The organism is Streptomyces dryopteridis, assembly GCF_049606955.1.
GTDB lineage: Bacteria > Actinomycetota > Actinomycetes > Streptomycetales > Streptomycetaceae > Streptomyces.
In genome coordinates, this window is the sequence record NZ_CP187113.1 from 5,509,413 (window position 1) to 5,530,724 (window position 21,312).

A 21,312-nucleotide genomic window follows, 5' to 3' on the forward strand; every position below is an offset into this window, starting at 1 on the left:
GACACGCTCTAGAGTGGTGCGTCCGACGCGGCGGCGACGCCCGGCGGAGACGACCGGCAGAGACGACCTGCAGAGACGAATCGGCAGAGACGAAGGGGACTCAGTGAGCGACGGCGGTGAGCGGCGCTACGGACCGCTCGGCACGGCCCTGGTGATCATTCCGACCTACAACGAGGCGGAGAACATCGGGCCGATCGTCTCCCGGGTGCGCGCGGCGGTGCCGCAGGCCCACGTGCTGGTCGCGGACGACAACAGCCCGGACGGCACGGGCAAGATCGCCGACGAACTGGCGGCGGAGGACGAGCAGGTGCACGTGCTGCACCGCCAGGGCAAGGAGGGCCTGGGCGCCGCCTACCTGGCCGGTTTCCGCTGGGGCCTGGAGCGCGAGTACGGGGTCCTCGTGGAGATGGACGCCGACGGCTCCCACCAGCCCGAGGAACTGCCGCGGCTGCTCACCGCGCTCAAGGGCGCCGACCTCGTGCTCGGCTCCCGCTGGGTGCCCGGCGGGCGGGTCGTGAACTGGCCCAAGAGCCGGGAGTTCCTCTCCCGGGGCGGCTCCACCTACTCGCGGTTCATGCTGGACGTGCCGCTGCGCGACATCACCGGCGGCTACCGGGCCTTCCGCCGTGAGACCCTGGAGGGCCTCGGGCTGGAGGACGTGGCCTCGGCCGGGTACTGCTTCCAGGTCGACCTCGCCCGCCGCGCGGTCGGCGCCGGCTACCACGTGGTCGAGGTGCCCATCACCTTCGTCGAGCGCGAGTTCGGCGACAGCAAGATGAGCCGCGACATCGTGGTCGAGGCGCTGTGGCGGGTCACCGGCTGGGGCGTCTCCACCCGCGCCGCCAAACTCGGCATCCCGGGCGCCGGCGGCCCCGCCAAGGGCTGACCCCGCCCGCTCCGGACCCCGGCCGTCCCCTAGGGGACGGCCGGTACCTGCGGCTGAGGCGGTTTTTACGCTCTCTTGGGCACACTGGGGGCATGACGACCGGCTTTCCCACCCCGACGGCCCCCCGACGACGCACCCGTACCCGCACGTTCATCCCGCTGACCCTCGCCGCCTGGCTGGTCCTGGAGGTCTGGTTGCTGGGCCTGGTGGCCCAGTGGGCGGGCGGTCTCGCGGTCTTCGCGCTGTTGCTGGCCGGCACCGCCCTCGGCGTGGTGACGATCAAGAAGGCCGGCCGCCGGGCGTTCCGGAACCTCAACGAGACCTTCCGCAAGGCCCAGGAGGGCACCCTGCCCGAGGGCCCGCAGGCGAGCACCGGCAACGGCATGCTGATGCTCGCCGGCGTGCTGCTGGTGATCCCGGGCCTGCTCTCGGACGTGCTGGGCCTGGTCCTGCTGGTGCCCGGGGTGCGCAAGCTGGTCGCGGACCGGCTCGGCCGCTCGCTGGAGAAGAGGATGACGGCGGCCGCGCAGCGCCCCGGCGGCCTCGGCGACGCCTACACCCAGGCCCGGATCCACTTCCCCGACGGCAAGGTCGTCCCCGGCGAGGTCCTCCGCGAGGACGGCGCCCCGGCCCGCCCGGCCGACCCGGACCTGCCCCGTCTGACCTCCTGACCCCGCCGACCCGGGCCCCGCGCCCGGGTCCCCCGGCGCTGTGTCCCCCGTGGCCCGTCACCGCGTTCTCGCGGTGACGGGCCACGGTCGGTTACGGGGCCCGCGCGGGGAGCCGGGGGAGCGGGCCCGGCAGGACGAACCGGCGGGCGCGCGCGAAAAGCCCGAGGGGCCCCGACACACGTACTGTGTCGGGGCCCCTCGGGCTGTGCTCGGGCGTCCGGCCCGGTCGACGCGTGAACGCGCCCCCGGATTCGGAGGTCCGTGATCCGTCCGCCGGCTCAGGCGGACTTGCGGCTGTCTCGCGGGTGCACCGCGATGTTCATGGCACCGGATCGAAGAACCGCCAGCCGTTCGGCCAGCACCTCTTCGAGTTCCTCGCGGGTCCGGCGCTCCATGAGCATGTCCCAGTGCGTTCGCGCGGGCTTGCCCTTCTTCTCCTCGGGGCCGTCGCCGTCCACCAGGAGTGCCTGGGCGCCGCACGCCTTGCACTCCCACTCCGGCGGAATCTCCGCCTCAACGGAGAACGGCATCTCAAAACGATGTCCGTTCTGACATGCGTACTCCACCGCCTGGCGCGGGGCCAGATCGATGCCGCGGTCGGTCTCGTAGCTGGTAACCACGAGCCGCGTACCGCGGAGAGCTCGCTCACTCATGAATCGTGCCTCCCGGGCTTGTCGCCCACAGGACAGGTGTCGCTGTCGTCGTCATCCGGTCAACGTCCGGTCGGCGGTATAGATTCCCGATCCGGGTCAATGCGTCGCCCGTCGTGCCGCCCTTGTTGTACCCACCAATGCCCGTTTTGTCACATCTGGCAGCAGATGTCACCCAACGTCTTCACTTCTTCGACACGCAGTAACGGTCCGCCTGGCAGGCCAAAGGCGTACACTACCGGCCCGTTGCTTCAACGTCTAAATCAGGTCCTAAATACGTTCGGGTACGGGATTCCCGGCCGCCCGGATCGCCTCGCGCACCGGCACCCGCGCCAGCAGCGCGAAACCGAGCACGAAGAAGAGCACGAGCGAGAGGATCGCCGTCCGATAGCTCCCACTCATCTGGTAGGCGAGCCCGAACACCAACGGTCCGACCCAACTGAGCCCCCGATCGCTCATCTCGTACGCCGAGAAGTACTCGGCCTCCTTCCCCGCCGGCACCATGTGCGAGAACAACGAGCGCGACAGCGCCTGGCTCCCGCCCAGTACCAGCCCGATCATCGCCGCGAGCGCGAAGAACCACACGGGCGTCCGCGCCGGCAGGAAGTACCCGGCCGACAGCGTCACCGTCCAGGCGACCAACGAGCCCATGACGGTGCGCTTGGCACCGTACCGCGCCGCCAGCCGCCCCATCCCCAGGGCGCCGAACACGGCGAGCACCTGGACCAACAGCACCGCCACGATCAGCGTGGACTGCCCCAGCCCCAGCTCCTCCGAGCCGTACAGCGATGCCTGGGAGATCACCGTCTGCACCCCGTCGTTGTAGACCAGGTAGGCCAGCAGGAAGGACAGGGTCAGCGGATGCCGCCGCATGTCCTTCAGGGTGGCCGCCAACTGCCGCCACCCGTTCGCCGCCGGCGCTCCCGCCACCCGCCGGTCCGGGGCCCGGTCCCGCAGCCGGGAGAGCGGGATCAGCGCGAACGCCCCCCACCACACCCCGGCCGAGGCCAGGCAGATCCGCACCGCCGCGCCCTCGGAGAGCCCGAAGGACTCGTGCCCCTGGTACAGCACCAGGTTCAACACGAGCACCAGCGCCCCCGAGGTGTAGCCGAAGGCCCAGCCCCGCGAGGACACCCGGTCCCGCTCCGCCGGCCCCGCGATCTGCGGCAGGAACGCGTTGTACAACACCATGGACACCGCCAGCGAGGCGTTCGCGACCACCAGCAGCAGCCCGCCCAGCAGGTACCGGTCCCCGGCCAGCCAGAACATGCCCGCCGTGGCCGCCGCCCCCGTGTACGCGGAGACCGCCAGCAGCGGCTTCTTGCGGCCGGTCCGGTCCGCCAGCGCCCCCGCCAGGGGCATCACCAGCACGGCCACGATCACCGACAGCGACACCGAGTACGCGAAGAAGGAACCGGCCGCCACCGGGATCCCCAGCGGGTGCACCAGCCCGTCCGCGTCCGCCGCCGCCCGCGCCACCGAGGTCAGGTAGGGGCCCAGGAACACCGTCAGCACGCTCGTGGAGTACACCGAGCACGCGAAGTCGTAGAAGTACCAGCCGTGCTGCTCCCGCCGGCGCGCCGCGACCGCCCCCGGATCCTCCGGCGGCTCCCCGGCCCCCTCCGCACCGCCCATGGCAGGTCCCCCCTCAGGCCCAGAGCCCGCGCTTCTCCAACACCGCGCGCAGCACGTCGATCCGGTCGGTCATGATGCCATCCACACCCAGGTCCAGCAGCCGTTCCATCGGTTCCGCCTCGTTCACGGTCCACACGTGCACCGCGAGCCCCCGCGCGTGCGCCGTGCGCACGAAGCGCTCGTCCACCACCGGCACCCGCCCCTGCCGCTCCGGGACCTGCGCCGCCACCGCCCCCACCCGCAGCGGCGCCGGCAGCCCGAACGAACGCGCCCGCAGCGCCGCCACCCCCCGCACCCCGTACGAGGTGGCCAGGCGGGGCCCGGCCAGCCGCCACGCCCGGGTCACGCGGGCCTCGGAGAACGAGCCCACGCAGACCCGGTCCCACAGGCCGGCCCGCGCGATCAGGTCCACCAGCGGGCCCACCGAGCCCGCCGCCTTCACGTCCACGTTCCAGCGCGCGTCCGGGAACTCCTCCACCAGCTCCTCGAAGAGCGGCAAGGGCTCGGTTCCGGCCACCCGCGCCTCGCGCACCCGCGCCCACGGCAGCTCCGCGATCCGGCCGCCCGCGTCCGTGACCCGGTCCAGGGTCGCGTCGTGGAAGGCGACGAGCCGGCCGTCGGCGGTGGTGTGCACGTCCGTCTCGAACCAGCGGTAGCCGGCCTCCCGGGCCCGCCGGAAGGCCGCCACCGTGTTCTCCAGCCCGTCCGCCGCCCCGCCCCGGTGCGCGAACGGGATCGGACCGGGGTGGTCCAGGTACGGGTGCCGGGCCCGACGGCGCGGACGGGCGGGGCCACCGGGGCGGGCGGGCTCGGAGGGAAGGGCGTGGCGGTTCACGCGCGCAGTATGGCGGATCGGCGTCCCCCGGACGGCCCCTCGTGGCGGCCGGGGACGAGCCCGTGGCAAAGTGGCCCCCACGGGCCGAGGAGACCAGGCCAATCACGGCCCGCACCCCGTTCGGGGAGGGCCAATCAGGGAAGAGTGGACCGCTCATGCCGCAATGGACCTCCGCCGTGGGCGCCCCCCGCCTCGCCCGTCTGATCGGCTCCCAACAGGCCAAGCCCGTCACCCCCGGCGCCCGCAAGGCCCCCGCCTACCGCGCCCTGGCCGACGGCATCCGCACCCTCGTCCTCGAAGGCCGGGTGCCGGCCGGTTCCCGACTGCCCGCCGAACGCGAACTGGCCGCCGCCCTCGAACTCAGCCGGACCACGGTGGCCGCGGCCTACGAGGCCCTGCGCGGCGAGGGCTTCCTCGAATCCCGGCGCGGCTCCGGCAGCTGGACCTCCGTCCCCGCCGGCAACCCGCTGCCCGCGCGCGGCCTCGAACCGCTGCCCCCCGAATCCCTCGGCTCCCTCATCGACCTCGGCTGCGCGGCCCTGCCCGCCCCCGAACCCTGGCTCACCCGGGCCGTGCGCGGGGCCCTGGAGGAGCTGCCCCCGTACGCGCACACCCACGGCGACTACCCCGCCGGCCTGCCCGCCCTGCGCCGCACCCTCGCCGAGCGCTACACCGAACGCGGCATCCCCACCATGCCCGAACAGATCATGGTGACCACCGGTGCCATGGGGGCCATGGACGCCATCTGCGGGCTCTTCGCCGGGCGCGGCGAACGCATCGCCGTGGAATCCCCCTCCTACGCCAACATCCTCCAGCTCATGCGGGTCGCCGGGGTGCGACTGGTGCCGGTGGCCATGGGGGAGGGGCTGAGCGGCTGGGACCTGACGGCCTGGCGGCAGGTGCTGCGCGACGCCGCGCCCCGGCTCGCCTACGTCGTCGCCGACTTCCACAACCCCACCGGCGCCCTCGCCGGGGCCGAACAGCGCCGGGCCATGGTCGAGGCAGCCCGCTCCGCCGGCACCGTCCTCGTGGTGGACGAGACGATGATCGAGCTGCGGCTCGACGAGGACCTCGACATGCCCGCCCCGGTCTGCGCCCACGACCCGGCCGGCTCCACCGTCATCACCGTGGGCTCGGCCAGCAAGGCGTTCTGGGCCGGCATGCGGATCGGCTGGGTGCGGGCCGCCCCCGACGTGATCCGCAGCCTGGTGGCCGCCCGCGCCTACGCCGACCTCGGCACCCCGGTGGTGGAGCAGCTCGCGGTGACCTGGCTGATGCGCACCGGGGGCTGGGCGGAGGCGGTCGAACTCCGTCGGGCCCAGGCCCGGGAGAACCGCGACGCCCTGGTGAGCGCCGTCCGCCGGGAACTGCCCGACTGGGAGTTCACCGTGCCCGGCGGGGGCCTGACCCTGTGGGCCCGCGCGGGCGGCCTGTCCGGCTCGCGGCTCGCGGAGGTGGGCGAACGGGTCGGGGTGCGGGTGCCCTCCGGCCCCCGGTTCGGGGTCGACGGCGCCTTCGAGGGGTACGTGCGGCTGCCGTTCACCGTGGCCGGGCCGGTGGCAGACGAGGCGGCGACCCGGCTCCGGGCCGCCGCGCACCTGCTGACCACCGGCCCCGCCCCCACCGGCGGCCCGGCCCCCCTCGGCCCCATCCACCCCCTCGGCACCGACCACCCCCGCCCCTTCAGCACCTGAGGATCGCGGTCCCGGGGATCTCAGGACCGGCGCGGCTCGGCCGGGACCTCCCCGGCCCCGCCCGCGTCGCCGGCCGGGGCCGGGGCGAGCAGGCGCAGGGCCTTCGAGAGCGCCACCCGGTCCGGGCCCGCGAGCGCCGAGGGACCCGGCGCGGGGACCGGTGCCTCCGCCGGTGCCTCCACCGGCGTCTCCACCGGGCTCACCGGCGCGAGCGGCACCGGGCGCACGGCCGGTGCCCGGTGCTCGACCGGCGCCCCGTGCGCCGCCGGTGTCGCGTCTTCGGCCTGGGGCACGGGGTCGAGCGTCAGCACCTCGCGGGCGAGGGTGTCCTCCACCGGATCAGTCCCGGCCTCCCCGTCCCGCCGGCCCGGCAGCAGCCCCGCCACCGCCTCGCGCTCGCCGCGTCCGGCCGCCTCGTCGTAGGGGTCGGGGGTGTGGGGCACCTGCACCCGGTGCACCGGCCCGGTGCCCAGCCGCGCGTAGCCGCGCCCCGGGGGCACCAGGGCGGGGGGCGTGGTGCTCGGCGGCAGCCCCAGCACCGCCGCCACCTGCTCGATCGAGGAGGCCCCGAGCACGATCCGGGCCCGGGTGTGCGCCCACACCGCGTCCCCGACCTCCTCCAGCTGGTCGTACTGCTCGCCCACCACCACCGTGACCCGCGCGGCCCGGCCGTGCCGCAGCGGCACCTGGAGCGCGGCCAGCGGGTCCGGCCGGCCCTCGGCCGCCGCCAGGTGCCCCAGCACGCTCGGCCGGTCCACCAGGACCCACAGGGGTCGGGCCACGTCCCGGGGCAGCGGCAGTCCGGCCGCCCGGGCGCGCTGCGCGGCCGACAGCCGGCGTTCGGTCTCGGCCGCCGCCCACGACAGCGTCGCCGCCGCGCCCGCCGGTCCGCCCTCCACCGCGACCACCCCGGTCCGACCGGTCAGGCACACGTACTCCCCGGCTCCGCCGCCCTCCACCACGAGCACGTCCCCGCCCTGTCGGAGCGCCTGGAGCGCGAGCGACCGCAGCAGCGAGGAGGTGCCGGCCCCGGGCTGGCCCGTCACCAGCAGGTGCGGCTCGGCGCTGCGCGGTCCGGTGCGCCAGATCACCGGCGCCAGGTCCCGCTCCTCGCCCGCCACCCGCACCGGCAGGGTGCGGTCCACCTCGCTCGGGTCGGTGAAGCCCAGCACCAGTTCCCCGGGGGAGGTGACGAAGGGCTGCGCCCACACGTGCGGGTCGAGGGGTTCGAGCACGCTCAGGTCGAGGGTGTTGGCCTCCTCGTCCCAGTGGAAGCGGTACTCCCGGCCCCGGCCCGACTTCGCGTGCAGCACCGCCTCGATCCGGGCCCGGGCGGCCGGTTCCCCGTCGGTGAAGTACGCGGGGTAGCGGATCCGCAGCCGGGTGGGGCGGCCGGTGGCGTCGAAGGCGTGCCCGGAGAGGGCCTTGTCCCAGGGCCCGCCGTGCGAGAACAGCGGCGCCGGGTCCTCGGGCACGGAGAAGTAGGGCACCAGCGCCTCGTACAGGGCCGTCAGTCGTTCCGTCTCGGCCTCGCCCGGCCCGGTGGGCTCGGGGGTGCGGTCGCGGCCGTACCAGGCGGCGGCGGCCATCAGCGACACCAGGGCGATCATCGGGCCGTAGGGGACCAGCGCCCCGGCCAGCACGGCCGCGAGCACCCCGAACAGGGCCGGACCGCGCTTGTCCTTCGGGGTCTCGGCCCAGCGCCGGCGGCCGGTCAGGGCCAGCACGCGCAGCCCGCGGCCGATGACGACCAGTGGCTGGAACACGTCGGCGGCGTTGTCGGCGGCCCGACGGGCCAGTTCGCGGGCCCGGGGCGGGGCGGCCGGGCCGTCCTGCGCGCCGGTCGCGCCGGTCGCGCCGCGCGAGAGGATGCGGGGGAGTGGGCGCCGGGGCACGGGCGTCTCCTGGTCGGGGTGCGAGAGGTGGGGGTGCGCGCCCGCCGCACCCCGGGGCGGGGGCGCGGGCGCGCGGGCGGATCAGAGCTTGATGCCGCCGAGGAGCCCGGCGAGGCTCGCGGTGCTCGCGGTGATGCTGGGCGCGATGGCCGATCCGGCGAGGAAGAAGCCGAACAGCGCGCACACGAAGGCGTGCGTGAGTTTCATGCCGTCCTTCTTGAAGAAGAGGAAGGCGATGATGCCGAGCAGAACGACGCCTGAGATGGACAGGACCATGGGGGTTTCTCCTGCGGGGATGGGGACGGTCACCTTCGGTTGATCCCAGCTCACAACAAGTATCAATGTGATAAAAGGTGCGTAAGGGTGAAACGGTGTGCTTTTCACTTGATCGGTCGTACCGGGACAGGGCGGCGACGTGTGGGGATACTTGCCGGCGACCCGCCCTCTCATGTGCGGTTACGGCCAGTAAGCTGGCGATTCACCCGTACGGCAGACCGGCCGGCGGGCCGGAGCACGGCGACACGAGAGGCGGACCACACGTGAGCGAGACCCAGGGCACCGACGGCCCCCGGAGCCAGGGGCCGCAGCCGGACGCCGACGTCGTCGAGCTCGCCGGCCGCGTCTTCGATTTCGCCCGGCGCGGACAGACCGCGGAACTCATCGGCTACGTGGACGCGGGCGTCCCCGCGAACCTCACCAACGACCGCGGCGACACCCTCGTGATGCTCGCCGCCTACCACGGCCACGCCGAGGCGGTCGCGGCCCTCGTGGCCCGCGGCGCCGAGGTCGACCGGGCCAACGACCGGGGCCAGACCCCGCTGGCCGGGGCCGTCTTCAAGGGCGAGGACGCCGTCATCCGCGCCCTCCTCGCCGGCGGCGCGGACCCCCACGCGGGCACCCCGTCCGCCGTGGACACCGCCCGCATGTTCGGCAAGACCGAATTGCTGGCCCTGTTCGAAGCGAACTGACCGCCCGAACGGTCGCGGCCCGATCACACCGCGATCACGGAGACCGTAAATGTGGTCGCGGTGGCCGAAGTGCCTGGTCCATCATGGCGTCGGATCCGGAGAGAGCCCCGAAGCGGGGTACGGCCCCGAAGGTCGGGGTACGGGGGGAACTCCGGTCCACGACGAAAGAGAGAAGGCCATGGACTTCATCGAGCGCATCGAGCGCGACCTGACGGCGACCACCCTCACGTGCTGTCACGCGGCTGTGTGAACCCCGATTCCGGTTGCGTCCCCAGCTTGATGTGAGGCCCATGTCATGTTCGAACCATTCATAGCGCCGAGCGGCACCCTGCTCGGCCTCCTGCAACGAGGTCGCGGCGACGGCACCCTGCACGCCCTCGCCGCCCCCCGTGCCGAGGCCCTCGCGGCCCTGAACGAGTGCGTCACGCACGATCCGCGCGGCGACTGGCAGGTCGAGAACCGCTCCCTGTACTACGCCCGACTCCACCTGGACCTCGACGGTCCGCTCGGAGAGATCGAGGCGCACCTGTTCGCCCCCGAGGACCTCGTGGACGACGACGAGAACCGCACCGGTCTCGCCCTGTCCGTCCTCGGCCACCTCGCGTCCTACGGCCGCGACGACGCCCTGATGCTGCTGCGCCGCTACGCGGCCGTCGGCGGCAACTGGAACTGGGCCCTGGACGAACTCGCCACCCGCGACGACGACGCCGGCCTGCGCGGCCTCGCCGACGCCGTCCTGGCCCGCTTCCCGCGGACCGAGGAAGGCGAGCGCGAGCTCACCGAGGCCGTCCGCGACGCCTACGAGCCCCGCCCCTGGGCCCTGTGGGAGGAACTGCCCGCGCACGCCGAACGGCTCCGCGCCGCCCGCGAACGCGGCTCCTTCCAACGCTGGCAACGCCAGCTCGGCGGCTCCGGACCCCGCCCCGAGTGGGGCGTGGACGCGGTCTTCGAGTGGGCCGAGGACGGCCTGCGCCGGGGCACCCCGCTGCACGTGCCGGCCGCCCGCTGTCTGGCCGCCGTGGCCGGACCCGAGGACCGGTCCGCCGTGCTCGCCGCCGCCGCCGGACACCGGGGCGAGGCCGCCCGCGCCACCGCCCTGCACCACCTCGTCCTCGCCGAACCGGAGAACCCGGCCGTCCTGGACCTGATCGAGGCCGCCGGCGACGAACCCGCCGTGGCCGCCTACGCCCGCATGACCGGCCCCGGCGCCCTCGCCCGGGCCCGCGCCTGGGCCCTCCGCGACGACGCCCTCGGACACGCCGCCGCCGCCCTCCTCGCCGGGCACGGCGCCGCCGCCGACGCCCCGGCCGTCCTCGGCGCCCTGCGCGCCGCCGTACGCGCCGAGGGACCCGACTCACCGCGCCTGTACGCGCTCGTGGACGGAGTGGGCCGGCTCGCCGTGCACTGCGCCGCCCCGGTCCTGCGCCACCTCTACCGCGAGACCGCCTCCTCCCGATTGCGCGGCCGCGCCGCCCGCGCCCTGGCGACCACGGACCCGCGCTTCGCGTCCGGCCTCGCCGTCGAATGCCTCTGGGACTGCGAGGACGACACCCGCGAGATCGCCGCCCACCACGCGGAGACCGCCGACAGCCGCGTCACCGACCGCCTCCGCAGGCTCGCCGCGGACCCGGCGGAGGACGAGCCGGTGCAGTCCGCGGTCCGCAACCGGATACTCGCCGACTGAGGCGGACCGCAGCGGATCCGTCGCCGAGGCCCGCGCGCGTGCGCACACCGCGCGCGGGCCCCCGCGTCCGGCGTGCTCAGCGCGCCGGCACGAACCGCAGCCGAGCCCCCGGCCGGGCCTGCGCGGCCCGGTCCAGCGCCGCCGCCGGCACCACCCCGAGCACCGGGTAGCCGCCCGTGACCGGATGGTCGGCGAGGAACACCAGCGGCCGGCCGTCCGGCGGCACCTGCACCGCGCCCAGCACCACCCCCTCGCTCGGCAGGTCCCCCTCCCGCGCCCGCACCAACGGCGACTCGGGCTCGGTCCGCAACCCGATCCGGTTCGACGTGGCCGAAACCCGATGGGTGCCCGCCCACAGGGCCCGCACCGACGCGGCCGTGAACCAGTCCGCGCGCGGCCCCGGATGCACGGGCAGCACCAGCTCGACCGGCGGCGCGGGCAGCGCCGGGGGAGTGCGGTCGGGCGGCGCGAGCGGCGCCGGCCCCACCGGCAGTTCGTCCCCCACCGCCAACGGCGCCGGCCCCAGACCCGACAACAGGTCCGTCGAGCGGCTCCCCAGGGTCTCCGGCACCGCGAACCCGCCCCGCACCGCCACATAGGCCCGCACCCCGGCCACCGCCGGCCCCACCTCCACCACCGTGCGCGCGGGCACCCGGAACGGCGCCCCCCACGGAGCCGGCCGACCGCCCGCCCGCACCGCGCACGGGGCCCCGACCACCGCCAGCACCACCGGCTCGGCCCCGGTCCGCAGCCCCACCCCGTCCAGCGTCGTCTCCAGCCCCGCCGCGTCCGCCGGATTGCCCACCAACCGGTTCGCGCAGGCGTGCGCCCCCCGGTCCAGGGCGCCCGACCGGGGCACGCCCAGGCGCGCCCACCCGGCCCGCCCCGCGTCCTGCACGGTGGTCAGCGCCCCGGCCCGCACCACCGTGATCACCGCTCCACCGCCGTGAAGCGCACGGTGTCCCCGGGGGCGAACAACGCGGCCGGCTCCCGCCCCGGATCCCACACCGCGACCTCGGCGGTCCCGATCAGCCGCCAGCCCCCCGGCGAGGACCGCGGGTAGATCCCCGCGTACTCCCCGGCCAGACCCAGCGAACCGGCCGGCACCGAGGGCCGCGGACTGGCCCGCCGCGCCGGCCACAGCGCCTCCGGCAGCCCCGTCAGGTACCCGAAGCCCGGCGCGAACCCGCAGAAGGCCACCCGGAACGGGGTCCCGCCCACGATCTCCGCGACCCGCCCCGGCGCCACCCCCCACAATCGCGCGACCTCCGCCAGGTCCGGACCGTCGAAGCGGACCGGCACCACGACCTCCGCGCCCGCCGCCGGCACGTGCTTCGGCACCTCCCAGCCCGGCAGCTCGGCCGCCAGCCGGGCCCGGAACCCCGGATCGGCGAACCCGTCCAGCAGCACCGTGCGCGCCGCCGGCACCACGTCGCGCACCGCGCCGACCGGCAGCCGCCGCACCAGCTCGGCGTGCAGGGCCGCGCACCGCTCGCCCGAGTCCGTCTCCACCAGCAGCGCGTCCGGCCCGTACGGCAGCACCCTCACGCGAAGGCCCCCACCCGCAGGCCCGCCCCGTCCAGCCCGGCCCGGATCCGGGCCGCCAGCCCCGCCGCCCCCGGGGTGTCCCCGTGCACGCACAACGAGCGCACCGACCCGCCCCGCGCCAACCGCAGGGCCTGCGCCAGCACGGCGTCCGGCGCGTGCAGCACCGCGCCCGGCTCGGTGCGCGGCACCAGGGTGCCCGCCGGGGTGTAGGCCCGGTCGGAGAAACCCTCCGGCACCGGCGCGAGCCCGGCCTCCCCGGCCGCCGCCAACAGCCGCGAACCCGGCAGCCCCAGCACCGGCAGCCCGCCCGGCACCGCGAGCCGGACCCCCTCGACCACGGCGCCGGCCTGCTCGGCGTCGGCCACCGTGCGGTTGTACAGCGCCCCGTGCGGCTTCACGTACGACACCCGGGACCCGGCGGCCCGCGCGAACACCTCCAGCGCCCCGATCTGGTAGGCCACCTCGTCGGCGAGCTCCCGCGCGGGCACGTCCATCGCCCGGCGCCCGAAGCCCGCGAGGTCGCGGTAGGAGACCTGCGCCCCGATCCGCACCCCCCGGGCGGCGGCGCCCTCGCACACCCGTCGCATGATCGAGGGATCGCCCGCGTGGAAGCCGCAGGCCACGTTCGCGCTGGTCACGACGGACAACAACGCCTCGTCGTCGGTCAGCGTCCAGCGGCCGAAGCCCTCGCCGAGGTCCGCGTTGAGATCGATCAAGGAAACCATGACGCGAGGGTAGGCGGTGCGGCGGCCGATTTGGGAGGTTGTCCCCGCCACCCCCTAATCTTTCCGACGTGACTGCTCCAGCCCCGGCGAAACCCCACCCCTCCCCGGCGCCCGGCCCGGCCGCCGACGAGGGCCTGGCCCGGCGGCTGCGCGCCCTCGCCTGCACCGCGCCCCTGCACGACCTCGACGTGCGCAAGGCCAACCTCGCCGGCGAGTACGGCGGCTACGCGATGGCCGAGGTCGCGCTCGCCGCGATCGACCTCGTCACCCTGAACATGGACTTCGACACCGGGGCCGACCACGAACAGGTCGTCGCCCGACTGCTGCCCCGCGTGGCCGCCCAGGACCCGGCCCGCCCGGCCGCCGAGCACGAGCGGGTCGCCCGCTGGGTGCTGGAGAACCTGATCAACGTCGGCAGCGTCGACCGCGGCTTCCGCGCCGTCTACGGCACCTTCGGCCCCGACGGCGCCTACGTCCGCCGCGACTACGACTTCAAACTCGTCGAGGAGGTCCCCGGCCCCGGCGGGGCGGTCTACCTGCGCACCACCGACGAGGCCGTCAACGTGCTCGTCGGCGCCCTCGACACCGACGTCACCAGCGCCCAGATCGCCGCCGAGGTCAAACTGGAGGTGCTGATCAGCCGGGGCCGGCTCGCCGACGCCCAGCTCGCCGCCGAACAGGCCCGCTACCGCACCGTCCAGTACGCCGAGACCCTGCGCCGCACCCTGGAGGCCACCCGGCGCAACGTGCGGGCCGTGGACTGGCTGGAGACGGTGCCCGACATGATCGCCGAGGCCCTCGACCACGTCGCCGACCGCTACCGGCACGAGAACGCCATCCTCACCAACATCCGCCGCGCCCGCGACGAGACCGAGGACGCCGAACACAAGCGCCGCGCCGCCGAACTCGTCGACATCGTCAAGGACTGCATCCGCCGGCACACCCAGCTCCAGTCCCGGCTGCTGGAGGCCGGCCCCCTCTTCCGGGCCGAACAGGACCGACAGTCCTTCGCCGCCCCCACCGGCCACTCCGGCATCGACCTCTACGGCCAGCTGCTGGCCCCGCTGCTGCCGCTGCCCCGCGAGTCCGCGCACCGGGTCACCGACGCCTTCTTCGCGCACGGCACCGGCCTTCGGGCCCCCGTCTCGGTCCGGCTCGGCGACCTCGTCGACATCCTGCTGACCCCGCCGCCCGAACGCGACCACCTCGGCGCCGAGATGCCCGAACCGGACCTCATCGCCACCCCCGACGACAGCCGGTTCAGCGAGGAACAGCTCGCCTCGGCCCGCGAGTTGCTGGCCCTGCCGCCGGACGCGCCGCGCCGACTGTCCGGACTGCTGGCCGAGGCCCGCCGACGCGACCCCGACCTGCCCTACCTGGTCGCGCTGCTCGCCGTGCACGCGGCGAGCCCGGCCGTGGGCACCGCCTACCGGCAGGGCGAGGAGCGGCTGCTGTTCGCCGTGGACGACGGCACCGCACTCGACGACGCGGAGTTCGGCGGCGCCGACCTGATCGTGGGCACCGCCCTGCTCGACGCCGCGGCCATGGCCGCGGACCGCACGGAGACCCCGTGACCCCGAACACCCCGACCCACCCGCACCACCAGCCCCACCCGTACCGCACCGAGGAGCCCCGGCCGTGACCGACCACCACGTCGACCACCCCACGTGGAGCGGGTCCGGCACCCCCGCCGCCGGACCCGAGGGCCCCGCGCCCGGCGGCCTCACCCCCGCCGACGCCGCCGACGCCGCCCGCCTCGTCGCCTTCGGCCTCCAGCCCCGGCTGACCCCCGCCCGTGACGCCGACTACGCCGAACTCCTGCGCCGGCACCGCGAGGACAACGCCTTCGCCCGCGTCACCGACGCCGTCGCCGCCGGCCTCGGCCTGATCGTGCTGGAGGTCTCCGCCGGCGCCGGCATGGTCGTCACCGCCGCCGAGGACTCCGTCTTCGCCGTCCGCATGGGGGACTACGCGCGTCGCACCTCCGCCGACGGCACCGACCGCTTCCTGCACGGCCTGGCCCACCTCGCCGTCGCCGCCCTCGCCTTCCCCCGCCCCGAGGACCTCGCCGACGAGGGCTACATCGGCCGGATCAGCGTCCACGGCGTCGACGCATTCGTCCGCCAGGCATGCCGCCGGCTGGAGGAGCGCGCCGCCGAACGCGGCGAGAACACCGACCCCGCCAGCGACACCCCCGGCCTGGAGGCCGCCTGGCGGGTCTGGGCCCGCCGCAGCGCCGCCGGCGCCGGCAAGGACGCCCGTCGCCTGGCCGGCTCCACCCTCGGCATCGTCGGCAAGGCCGTCGCCTTCCTCACCGACTCCGGCTTCCTCCAGCGCACCGGCGACGAACACGGCGGCACCTACCGCACCACCGCCCGCTACCGCCTCCAGGTCCGCGACATGGCCGGCGCCGCCGCCCTGACCGAACTCCTCGACCTCGGCGTGGTCACCGTCGGCGCCGGCGCCCCCACCCTGCTGCCGCCCCCCGACGGCGAGGACCTCGACCTCGCCGCCGACGCGGGCCTGCCCTTCCACGCCTGAGCCCCGAGCCGCCCGGCGCGCCGCGCCACCGAACCGTTTCGGCGACCCGCCGACCGACCCCAGAGAGCAACGAGAGCCCGCCGCCATGTACGAGCTGTCCCGGATCCGCCTCTACTCCATCGGGCCCGCCGGCGCGCGCTACGCCGACACCGTCCTCGACCTGCGCGGGGTCGGTGCCCCGGTCCCCGAACCGGCACCCGCCCAGGGGGACTTCTTCGCCGAGGAACCGGTCGGCCCGCCCCGCCGGCCCGCCCCCGCCGGCGTGCTCTTCCTGGAGAACGGCGGCGGCAAGTCCGTCCTGCTCAAACTGATCTTCTCGGTGATGTTGCCCGGCCACCGCAACACCCTGGGCGGCGCCAGCTCCGGCGTGCTGCGCAAATTCCTCCTCGCCGACGACTGCGGCCACGTGGCCCTCGAATGGCAGCACACCCGCACCGGCGAACTCGTCGTCGTCGGCAAGGTCAGCGAATGGCGCGGCCGCCAGGTCTCCAACGACCCCCGCAAATTCGCCGAGGCGTGGTACTCCTTCCGCCCCGGACCGGGCCTCGGCCTGGACAACCTCCCGGTCGCCGAGTCCACCGCCGTCCGCCCGCCCGTCGAGGGCGCCTCCGGCGCCCGGGGCCGCCGCCGCACCATGAAGGGCTTCCGCGACGCCCTCGTCGAGGCCGGCAAACACGGCCCGCACCTGGAGGTCTGCTGGGAGGAGATCCACGACCGCTGGAACGAACACCTCGGCGAACTCGGACTCGACCCCGAACTCTTCCGCTACCAGCGCGAGATGAACGCCGACGAGGGCGAGGCCGCCGGCCTGTTCGCCGTCAAGAAGGACTCCGACTTCACCGACCTGCTGCTGCGGGCCGTCACCGACACCCGCGACACCGACGGCCTCGCCGACCTCGTCCACGGCTTCGGCAACAAACTCGGCCGCCGCTCCGAACTCATGGCGGAACGCGAGTTCACCGCCGGCTCCGTCGACCTCCTCGGCCGCATCGTCGAGACCGCCGACACCCGCGCCCGCGCCCGCGACACCCACGCCGCCGGCGAACGCCGCACCCGCGCCCTCGCCCGCCGACTCGCCGCCCGCGCCGCCGAGGAACGGGCCCGCGCCCGCGACCTCGCCGACCGCGTCACCGACGCCGGCCAGGAGGTCACCACCGGCGAGGCCGCCCGCGACCGAAGCGCCGCCGTCGCCGCCGAACTCGCCTGGCGCCACGCCTCCCTCGCCCTCGCCGACGCCGAACGCACCGCCGCCGCCGGCCGCCGCGAACTCCTCGAAGGCCGCACCCTGCACGCCGCCTGGCAGGCCGCCGAGGTCGTGCTCCGCCACCGCGCCGCCGCCGACCGCGTCACCCGCGTCGACGCCGCCATCCGCGAGGCCGAACGCGACGCCGCGCCCGCCCTGGCCGCCCGCGCCGACGCCGCCGCCGCCCTCGTCCGCGCCCTGCACCGGGCCGCCGAGGACGGCGAACGCCGCGCCGCCGAGGAGGAGGAACGCGCCGCCGGCCTCCAGGACCTCGGCGAGAGCTCCCACCGGGACGCCACCGCCGCCGCCACCGCCGCCCAACGGGCCCGCAGCGAATCCGAGCACCTGCGCACCCGCCTCGCCGAGGTGGAACAGGAGACCGCCGACGCCGTCAAGGCCGGCTGGCTCGACGACAGCGCCGGCGCCGACCCGGCCCGCGCCGCCCTCGACGCCGGCGACGCCGAACAGAGCGCCGTCGCCGCCTGGGACGAGGCCCGCGAGATCGCCCGCGCCGCCCAGGACACCGCCCGCGCCGCCGCCACCGCCGAATCCCGCGCCGAACTCACCGCCGCCCGCGCCGCCGACGCGGCCGACGCCGCCGAGGCCGGACACCGCGCCGAACGCCTCGCCGCCGAGTCCCTGGCCGCCGCCCCCCGCCTGCGCGCCCTCCTCGGCCTGCCCGAACCCGCCGACCCCCGCTCCCCGAGCACCTCCCTGCCCGCCCCCCGTCCCGGCGGCCCCGCCGACGAGACCACCGGCGACCCCGAGGCCGACCCCAGCGCCGACCCCACGCCCGAGCCCGGTCTCACCGCCGAGGACCTCGACCGCTCCGCCGACGACCTGCGCACCCTCCTCGACACCCACGTCGCCGACGCCGAACGCCGCCTCTTCGACCTGCGCACCGCCGCCGCCGACGACTCCCGCATCCTCGGCGCCCTCGGCGAGGGCGGCCTGCTGCCCCCCGGCCCCGACGTCCTGGCCACCGTCGAACACCTCGGCGAACACGGCATCCCGGCCCTGCCCGGCTGGCGCTACCTCGCCCAGGCCGTCGACCCCGCCGACCACGCCGGCGTGCTCGCCGCCCGACCCGAACTCGTCGACGGCGTGGTCATCACCGACCCCGACGCCCACGCCCGCGCCCGCGAGGTCCTCTCCGGCGCCGCCCTGCTGCCCCGCTCCACCGTCGCCGTCGGCACCGCCGCCGCCCTGCTGGCCCCCCTGCCCAGCACCGACACGGACACCGACACCGGCGTCTTCCTCGTCCCGCCGAACCCGGCCATGCACGACGAGAACGCCGCCGACACCGAACGCCACGCCCTGCGCGCCCGCGCCGCCGCCCGCGACACCGAGATCCGCGAACTCGCCGCCCGCCTCGCCGGCGACCGCGAACTCGCCGCCCGCCTCGGCTCCTGGCGCACCGGCTGCCCCACCGGCCGGCTCGCCGAACTCGCCGAGACCGCCCGCGCCGCCCGAGCCTTCGCCGCCGAGACCGAGACCGAACTCGCCGAGGCCCGCACCGCCCGCGCCGAGGCCGAGGAGGACGCCGCCGAGGCCGCCCGGATCCGCGACGAACGCCAGGAGACCGCCCAGCGCGCCCGCCGCGCCGCCGACGCCCTCGCCGGACTCGCCCACCGACTGCGCGAACGCTCCGGCAGCCGGATGCGCCTGCGGGAACTCGCCGACGAGGCCGCCGAGGCCGAGGCCCGCGCCGAAACCTGCCTGGACCGGGCCCGCGCCGCCGACGAGGACCGCCGCGCCGCCCAACGCGCCGCCGACGACGCCCACCGCACCGCCCGCGCCCTGCGCGCCGAACGCGCCGAGGTCGCCGGCGTCCCCGACACCCTCGACCCGACCGGCGAACCCGCCACCGACACCCCCCGCCGCCCCCTGCCCGACCTGCGCGAGGCATACCGGGTCGCCTCCCGCCTCTACGAGAAGGTCGGCGTCGGCGCCGACCTGCGCGCCGAACAGGCCCGCGCCGAATCCGAGGAGAGCTCGGCCCTCGCCGAACTCGACCGGCTCACCAACAAGGTCCGCACCCGCGCCGCCGGCCTCCTCGAAGGCACCGACGGCGCCGACGGCCCCTCCCGCCAGGCCGCCGCCGCCCGCGCCGAGGCCCACGTGCAGATGCTGGAGACCCGCGCCGACTCCGCCGCCGAACAACTCGGCCGACTGCGCGGCGAGGCCGAACGCCACGCCCCCGCCGACGGCGAGAGCCACGCCGACCTCCCCGAGGAACTCGTCCCCCGGGACGTCACGGCCGCCCAGGCCCACCTGCGCACCGCCGCCGCCCGCCTCGCCGCCCACACCGGCGCCGTCGAGACCGCCCGCGCCGCCCACGCCGACCTCGCGCACGCCCACCGCGCCGCCGAGGACGCCACCGGCGGCTTCGAGGAGACCGCCGCCCTCCTGCGCGACCTGCTCCGCGACCCCGCCGGCGCCCCCCGCACCGAGGACGAGCCCCCGGCCCCCGACGGCACCGGCCCCTACTCCGGCAGCCTCGCCGAGGCCCGGCAGGCCGCCGCCGACTCCCGCCGCGCCCTGCGCGCCGCCGCCGCCGAGCTCTCCGCCGCCGAGACCGCCCTGCGCGAGACGAGCGACGTGCTCGTCCGGCACGCCAACTCCGCCCACTACGAACAGGTCCGCACCCCGGCCCGGCAGCAGATCCGCGAACTGCCCGCCGCCGCCCTCCCCGAGCACGCCGCCGCCTGGGCCGCCGCCTTCGCCCCCCGCCTGCGCGTCCTCACCGACGAACTCGCCCAGCTCGAACGCAACCGCGACAGCATCGTCGACCGGCTGCGCGGCCTCGTCGAATCCGCCCTGGCCACCCTGCGCTCCGCCCAGCGCCTGTCCCGGCTCCCCGAGGGCCTCGGCGAATGGTCGGGCCAGGAGTTCCTGCGGATCCGCTTCGAGGAACCCGACCAGGCCACCCTCACCGAACGCCTCGGCGAGGTCATCGACGAGGCCACCCGCGCCGCCGTCCGCAAGAACGGCGCCGGAGCCTTCACCGACGGCCGCCGCGACGGCATCGGCCTGCTGCTGCGCGGGGTCCACGCCGCCGTCCACCCGCGCGGCATCGCCGTCGAGATCCTCAAGCCCGACGCCGTGCTGCGCGCCGAACGCGTCCCCGTCGGGCAGATGGGCGACGTGTTCTCCGGCGGCCAGCTCCTCACCGCCGCCATCGCCCTCTACTGCACCATGGCCGCCCTGCGCAGCAACGACCGCGGCCGTGACCGGCACCGGCACGCCGGCACCCTCTTCCTCGACAACCCCATCGGCCGCGCCAACGCCACCTACCTGCTCGAACTCCAGCGGGCCGTCTCCGACGCCCTCGGCGTGCAGCTCCTCTACACCACCGGGCTCTTCGACACCACGGCCCTGGCCGAGTTCCCGCTCGTCATCCGGCTGCGCAACGACGCCGACCTGCGCGCGGGCCTGAAGTACATCAGCGTCGAGGAACACCTGCGGCCCGGCCTGCCCCAGCCCGACCCCGAGGGCGAACCGGTGCACGGCGAGATCACCGCCACCCGCGTCTTCCGCCGGACCTGACGGATTCGCGCCGGCCGCCGGCGCGGTCTCACACCTCCCGCAGCAGCGCCCCGCCCGAGCGCTCCGACCCCGGACCCCCGGGGGCCTGGGGCGCGGGCGGGGCCGGCGGCAGCGTCACGTGCCGGGCCGCCTCCCGGGCCGCGCGCCGCTCGGCCCGCCGCGCCCCCCGGTCCTCCCGGGCCGCGCTGCTCGGCACCGAGTGCACCCCGTGCCGCTGCCGCCAGCCCTGCCGCGTGATCCACACGTCCAACACGCCCCACGTGGACAGGATCGTGCCCACTATGGCCGCGATCACCACCGGGAACGCCGACCAGGCCCCGCTCACCGCCAACAGGAAGGCCACGCTCGCCAGGATCAGGGTCACGCTCACGATCAACACCGCCCGCACCGCCGCCCGGCGCACCGGATCGGGCATGCGGGGCACCCCCTCGGGCTGCTCCACCCACAGGGGACGCCGACCGCCCCCGGCGGCACCCGTCACGTCACGCCCCGTCGCGTTCCGTCCGCTCATCCGTCTCACACTCCCCGCACACCGCGCCCGCGCGCGTCGATCCTCGCCCCGACGACGCGACCCTCGTCCGAGAAGACGCGTGGACGCCGCCGGGGATTCCCGATCCGTCCCCTCGTTCCCAACTCGCAACCAAACCCTTCCCCGCGCCGGAAGTCCGGGTCTTTCGGAACGCAGACTTCCGGCCATCCGCGGATCGGACGCCTCCAGGGGACCACGCAGTGTCATGTGCCACATATCGGGTCGCCCATCCCCGGAAGTTTCGGACAACTCGCGAGTC

The 21,312-nt window shown here is 75.8% G+C and carries 17 protein-coding genes; 8 read left to right on the forward strand and 9 right to left on the reverse strand.

All coding sequences use genetic code 11. From position 1 onward, the window contains the following. Window positions 1-103: 103 nt before the first annotated feature. Together ACN20G_RS23830 and fxsA are read left to right on the forward strand one after the other, a co-directional pair. On the forward strand, window positions 104-886 hold the full coding sequence (locus ACN20G_RS23830; RefSeq protein ID WP_424214851.1) for a polyprenol monophosphomannose synthase: 783 nt from the start codon (window positions 104-106) through the stop codon (window positions 884-886). A gap of 92 nt (window positions 887-978) precedes the next feature. Beyond that, window positions 979-1,557: an FxsA family membrane protein gene (gene fxsA, locus ACN20G_RS23835; protein WP_424214852.1), complete on the forward strand. Its 579-nt coding sequence runs from the start codon at window positions 979-981 to the stop codon at window positions 1,555-1,557. Between the two features lie 278 nt (window positions 1,558-1,835). Here the strand turns inward: fxsA and ACN20G_RS23840 are convergent, their stop codons facing one another. From ACN20G_RS23840 to ACN20G_RS23850, 3 genes are all read right to left on the reverse strand, one after another. After that, the gene (locus ACN20G_RS23840; RefSeq protein WP_003959706.1) at window positions 1,836-2,210 is read right to left on the reverse strand and encodes an RNA polymerase-binding protein RbpA; all 375 of its coding nucleotides are present in this window, start codon (window positions 2,208-2,210) and stop codon (window positions 1,836-1,838) included. 267 nt (window positions 2,211-2,477) lie between these two features. Beyond that, window positions 2,478-3,842 carry an MFS transporter gene (locus tag ACN20G_RS23845; protein ID WP_424214853.1) on the reverse strand — a complete coding sequence of 455 codons (1,365 nt, stop codon included), beginning with the start codon at window positions 3,840-3,842 and terminating at the stop codon, window positions 2,478-2,480. A gap of 13 nt (window positions 3,843-3,855) precedes the next feature. Beyond that, window positions 3,856-4,596, reverse strand: a complete 741-nt coding sequence (locus ACN20G_RS23850; protein ID WP_424215653.1) for a glycerophosphodiester phosphodiesterase — start codon at window positions 4,594-4,596, stop codon at window positions 3,856-3,858. A 236-nt stretch (window positions 4,597-4,832) separates the two neighbouring features. Here ACN20G_RS23850 and ACN20G_RS23855 point away from each other — a divergent pair, with 236 nt between their 5' ends. After that, window positions 4,833-6,371 carry a PLP-dependent aminotransferase family protein gene (locus ACN20G_RS23855; RefSeq protein WP_424214854.1) on the forward strand — a complete coding sequence of 513 codons (1,539 nt, stop codon included), beginning with the start codon at window positions 4,833-4,835 and terminating at the stop codon, window positions 6,369-6,371. Window positions 6,372-6,391: 20 nt separating this feature from the next. On the opposite strand, the gene ACN20G_RS23860 is transcribed toward ACN20G_RS23855, so the two are convergent. Both ACN20G_RS23860 and ACN20G_RS23865 read right to left on the reverse strand, forming a co-directional pair. Then, the gene (locus ACN20G_RS23860; protein ID WP_424214855.1) at window positions 6,392-8,266 is read right to left on the reverse strand and encodes a hypothetical protein; all 1,875 of its coding nucleotides are present in this window, start codon (window positions 8,264-8,266) and stop codon (window positions 6,392-6,394) included. Window positions 8,267-8,347: 81 nt separating this feature from the next. Then, window positions 8,348-8,542 carry a hypothetical protein gene (locus ACN20G_RS23865; RefSeq protein ID WP_219665506.1) on the reverse strand — a complete coding sequence of 65 codons (195 nt, stop codon included), beginning with the start codon at window positions 8,540-8,542 and terminating at the stop codon, window positions 8,348-8,350. Between the two features lie 263 nt (window positions 8,543-8,805). Between ACN20G_RS23865 and ACN20G_RS23870 the strand changes: the two genes are divergently transcribed. Continuing rightward, on the forward strand, window positions 8,806-9,234 hold the full coding sequence (locus tag ACN20G_RS23870; RefSeq protein WP_424214856.1) for an ankyrin repeat domain-containing protein: 429 nt from the start codon (window positions 8,806-8,808) through the stop codon (window positions 9,232-9,234). A gap of 295 nt (window positions 9,235-9,529) precedes the next feature. Then, a complete protein-coding gene (locus ACN20G_RS23875; RefSeq protein ID WP_424214857.1) occupies window positions 9,530-10,918 on the forward strand; it encodes a HEAT repeat domain-containing protein in 1,389 nt (462 codons plus the stop codon). Window positions 10,919-10,994: 76 nt separating this feature from the next. Here ACN20G_RS23875 and ACN20G_RS23880 read toward each other — a convergent pair whose 3' ends face one another. Genes ACN20G_RS23880 through ACN20G_RS23890 form a run of 3 tightly spaced genes read right to left on the reverse strand, consistent with a single transcriptional unit; the run spans window position 10,995 to window position 13,191 of the window. Then, a complete protein-coding gene (locus tag ACN20G_RS23880; protein WP_424215654.1) occupies window positions 10,995-11,849 on the reverse strand; it encodes a biotin-dependent carboxyltransferase family protein in 855 nt (284 codons plus the stop codon). Further along, window positions 11,849-12,466, reverse strand: a complete 618-nt coding sequence (locus ACN20G_RS23885) for a 5-oxoprolinase subunit B family protein (RefSeq protein WP_424214858.1) — start codon at window positions 12,464-12,466, stop codon at window positions 11,849-11,851. The genes ACN20G_RS23880 and ACN20G_RS23885 overlap by 1 nt, the downstream gene beginning before the upstream one ends. Next, window positions 12,463-13,191 carry a LamB/YcsF family protein gene (locus ACN20G_RS23890; RefSeq protein WP_424214859.1) on the reverse strand — a complete coding sequence of 243 codons (729 nt, stop codon included), beginning with the start codon at window positions 13,189-13,191 and terminating at the stop codon, window positions 12,463-12,465. The genes ACN20G_RS23885 and ACN20G_RS23890 overlap by 4 nt, the downstream gene beginning before the upstream one ends. 68 nt (window positions 13,192-13,259) lie before the next feature. Between ACN20G_RS23890 and ACN20G_RS23895 the strand changes: the two genes are divergently transcribed. From ACN20G_RS23895 to ACN20G_RS23905, 3 genes are all read left to right on the forward strand, one after another. After that, on the forward strand, window positions 13,260-14,765 hold the full coding sequence (locus ACN20G_RS23895; protein WP_424214860.1) for a hypothetical protein: 1,506 nt from the start codon (window positions 13,260-13,262) through the stop codon (window positions 14,763-14,765). A 64-nt stretch (window positions 14,766-14,829) separates the two neighbouring features. After that, entirely contained in the window at window positions 14,830-15,732 is a 903-nt protein-coding gene (locus ACN20G_RS23900) for a hypothetical protein (protein ID WP_424214861.1), read from the forward strand. A gap of 85 nt (window positions 15,733-15,817) precedes the next feature. Further along, window positions 15,818-20,524, forward strand: a complete 4,707-nt coding sequence (locus ACN20G_RS23905; protein WP_424214862.1) for a hypothetical protein — start codon at window positions 15,818-15,820, stop codon at window positions 20,522-20,524. Window positions 20,525-20,552: 28 nt separating this feature from the next. Here ACN20G_RS23905 and ACN20G_RS23910 read toward each other — a convergent pair whose 3' ends face one another. Next, a complete protein-coding gene (locus tag ACN20G_RS23910; protein WP_424214863.1) occupies window positions 20,553-21,035 on the reverse strand; it encodes a hypothetical protein in 483 nt (160 codons plus the stop codon). Between the last annotated feature and the right edge of the window lie 277 nt (window positions 21,036-21,312).